We start from the raw sequence: 3,549 nt of genomic DNA on the forward strand, positions 1-3,549 counted from the left end.
GAAATCAGTTTACCCCTGTCAGGCTTCAAGGCTTCAGGTGCCATGTTGCGCGCTATTCCCGTCGCTGACGAAATCACGTCAATTGGAGTTGTTGCCTACGGGCGCGATCATGAGGTCCGCGTAGACGTCAGCGAGATTGATTTCTACTGAAGGTCGCCCAAGCGATGGGCTTAAAAACACTAGGGTGAAAATCCTTTCAGTGTAGTCGCGCTCCCAAGTGGGGCGACAAGCCGTCAGAGTTTCTCCCAATAAACCTAAAGCTGGGACCCAATTGGTAAAACACTTAGAAAACCAGAAACTAAGTGATCCCAGACTGATCCTGTCGGCTCGGATCGATATTCAAGGATGTTGCCATCATCATTTTTTGTCGTCCATTTAAGCTGACCATCTTGCTCGAGCGTCACGTTATATGTGTATGCAGGTAAAGCGTCGTCCAAAGCGCTCATGGTCTGTGCAGTCAGTGCTGGCGAGTCAATCAAAATTCCCATCTCGGTGTTGATATTGACAGATCGTGGGTCCCAGTTGAACGACCCTACGAACAAGTATCGGTCATCAACTGCAAATGCTTTGGAGTGTAGGCCTGACCTTGATTGAGCCCAGTTTATACCCCGGCGTTGGACCTGATAGGCGTCGGGTCGCAACTCATAGAGCTCTACTCCACCACGTAAAAGTGCTCGGCGTTTTTTAGCGTAGTGTGCGTAAACGGGTGCGACGTCGTTAGACGCAAGCGAATTGGTCACGACCTTCACGTTAACACCGCGGCTCTCAAGTTCGGTAAGCCATTTCACACCGTTGTTGCGCGGCACGAAATAGGCGGACACGATGTTCACCTCACTGTTGGCATTCTCAAAGTACGGAAACAACTGAGATGCCAGAACGGGACCTGAGTTCTCGAGACCCGCGGCTTTTGCGGGCGGATCAGCATAAAGCTTCGCAGGCAGCCAATCCAGTGACAGGGCTCCATCCGCGAAGTTCTCTTGCGCTGACTTTCTGAGGGCAGCGCCGTACTGGGTTAGCTTCGCTTCCTCGACCAGTTCGTTTAACCGGACTCGCGCATCAGCAAGGTCAAATTCCTTAGGTTCTCCAACGACCACACGAGCCGGAACGGTGAATTCGCTGTTCCAGTAAGCGTCAAAGCTATGCGACACCTCGCGTACAACAGGGCCTGCGGCCAGCACATCCAGATCGGCATAGTTCATTTCTTTCCGCGCCAAAAAATACTCAGCGCCGATGTTTCTCCCACCCACAATCGTGAACACGTTGTCCGCCGTCATGGACTTGTTGTGCATTCTGCGATTGATGCGTTTGAAGTCTGTCAGACCCGCGAACAATAGGCTCTGATCGCGCCAAAACGGATTGAACAGCCTGATTTCAATATTCTCATGATTGTCCAATGCGGCCGTCATCGCGTCATAGCTGGACGTATCCATGTCATCCAGCAACAATCGGACGCGAACACCCCGATCTGCTGCCTGCAAAAGACTGGCTGCAAAAAGGTGACCCGTGGGGTCGTTGTGCAGAAGGTAGTATTGCGCGTCTATCGTTCGCTCGGCCGCTGCAGCCATCAGCAGTCGTGATACAAGCGCTTCTTCTCCATCACTGATCAGCTTGATGCCTGACCGACCGTCTTTGGGGTCCCCAAGGCGATTTGCCGCCTGACCTAGAGTTGTGCCCGAATTTGCCTGTAGCGCAGCCGATACCGTCTTTTCATATGTGCGGGTTTTTGGAGCGCAAGCGACAAGAGCCAGCGCGCAACAAACACAAATCACGAACTTCCATTTCGCCATCGGCTTCCTCCAACCCTGTGTCCTAAGTGACTACGCCGGAGCACGCGATTGCAAGTTTGTTCTATGAAGCCTGAGGTTGTTTCGTTTGTTAGTGTTGATTTCGCAAATCCAACAATCGCCACGATGTCGGTTCGCGAATTTGTCGCAACCTCAGTTCAAAAGTACTCTCGCACAACCCAGTTGCGTCGAACCAAACCGCTCGCAACCAGTTTCCGCGTTCTAAGTCTCTCTGTTCTGATAATGTGATGCTCTCTGGTTTATGGAGTGTAGGTACTCTTTGTATTGACCTATCGCGATACCGCCCCACCATTCTGGTGCAAGTTTTAGGAGCATCCTGAGTGTTTGCGAGGACCATAGCCTTACTGATCTGCACCGTGTTTTCCCCGGCCATGGCATTGCAGCTCAGCGAAACCGGGCGCTACGAGCTAAATCAACCCGCAAGTCTCGATTACGACCCAACCTTTTGTGGGTTGTGGATCGCGAACGAGGGGCCCGAGGCAGTTCTTGTCACGTTGCAAGGCAATGAGTTGAGACGCATATCCAACGATCTCTTCCGGATCAAAGCAATTGCTATTGATGGGGATCACTTGTTGCTGGGAGATGGCCTTGGCAGCCTTCAACGAGTCACAAAGGACGTCGAGCCTTTAGGAGCGCCCTTTGAACTGGAAGGTAGATTTGTGGACACGGAAGGAATCGCGATCAACGCCAAAAGACAAATCGTGACCGTAGAGGATGATCCCGAACGGTTGTCGTGGTTCACGTCAGAGGATGCTTTGACAGCGAGGTTGGATACAATGAAGCTCTCTCCTCCCTTGAGTGAGGCACAGGGTATCGCGATTGATCCACGCACAGGCCACATGTTGATTGTTGATGATTGGGAAGGGTCAAACAGCCTGTACGAGTTCACGGCTGATGGCCAGCTGCTTGCCCCAGCAAAGCTTGTTGGAGTTTGGAACAGACCCGGAAGGCATTGCCATAAGGCCTGGATCCAACCAATTGTTCGTGGCGTTCGACAGCGGAGCGAAGATTGTCACGTTCGACTACACACCCACCTTGCCTGAAGGATCAACGTTGCTGGCCTTGAGCGCGGATTGCATGATGTTCTAGGTGTTTGGCGACCTTCGTACGCCAACGATGATCAAGCGAGGAAACGGGGTCATCAAACACAAGTTCTGAGTTATGCGCTGCGTTGGCTAATTCTGTTTTCTACAAACCAAGTCGAACCTCAGCAGATCAAGCCAGTGCTGCGCAGCCGCTTTCAGCTACACAGCAAAAAGGTTACAATGCGCCTTCGTCGCCCAGGAACTCGATACCAGCTGTCGCGCCATCACTGTAGGCTATACAATTCCAAGGAGCACGATCCTCGCCAACGCCGACAGTGACTTGTGTTCCCGCCTCGCTAAACGCGGATGAGAGCACCACGACTTGCGAATTGTTCGTCGTGTTGGCTACATCTCGCAAACATGCCTGCTGAGCCGGTGTGAGCTCGGCGGACGCGCTTGATGTACTCGTGTCGTCGCAGGCTGCAAGCAGTGCGAAACATGTCGCGCCTGCAATCATCACTATCTTGTTAGACATTTTCTTCTCCCATTGGTTCCCTTGAAATTAGTAAAATTGGATGCGCTTGTTTGAAGCTGTCGCGTCTGTGCAGCCAATAGACATACCTCGATCCTGTGACTGTCTTGCCCAAAACTTGCCGCGGAGGGCTTGGTCGGCGGAACGATTTTTCGTTGACTACCGAGACCGCCAACAACGCGTGATG

At 52.3% G+C, this 3,549-nt stretch carries 3 protein-coding genes; 1 reads left to right on the plus strand and 2 read right to left on the minus strand.

Annotated elements, in window-relative coordinates:
- Positions 1 to 254: 254 nt before the first annotated feature.
- A complete protein-coding gene (locus AC2FLP_RS21960; RefSeq protein ID WP_496686519.1) occupies positions 255 to 1,787 on the minus strand; it encodes a phospholipase D family protein in 1,533 nt (510 codons plus the stop codon).
- A 338-nt stretch (positions 1,788 to 2,125) separates the two neighbouring features.
- Here AC2FLP_RS21960 and AC2FLP_RS21965 point away from each other — a divergent pair, with 338 nt between their 5' ends.
- Positions 2,126 to 2,848: an SdiA-regulated/phytase-like domain-containing protein gene (locus AC2FLP_RS21965; RefSeq protein WP_496686522.1), complete on the plus strand. Its 723-nt coding sequence runs from the start codon at positions 2,126 to 2,128 to the stop codon at positions 2,846 to 2,848.
- Between the two features lie 217 nt (positions 2,849 to 3,065).
- Here the strand turns inward: AC2FLP_RS21965 and AC2FLP_RS21970 are convergent, their stop codons facing one another.
- On the minus strand, positions 3,066 to 3,365 hold the full coding sequence (locus AC2FLP_RS21970; protein ID WP_117872929.1) for a hypothetical protein: 300 nt from the start codon (positions 3,363 to 3,365) through the stop codon (positions 3,066 to 3,068).
- Positions 3,366 to 3,549: the final 184 nt, after the last annotated feature.

Source organism: Ruegeria sp. CDSA141, from assembly GCF_059612005.1.

Coding starts and splice junctions, on each gene's coding strand:
- AC2FLP_RS21960 (WP_496686519.1), bottom strand. CDS start 1,787: ATGGCGAAATGGAAGTTCGTGATTTGTGTTTGTTGCGCGCTGGCTCTT.
- AC2FLP_RS21970 (WP_117872929.1), bottom strand. CDS start 3,365: ATGTCTAACAAGATAGTGATGATTGCAGGCGCGACATGTTTCGCACTG.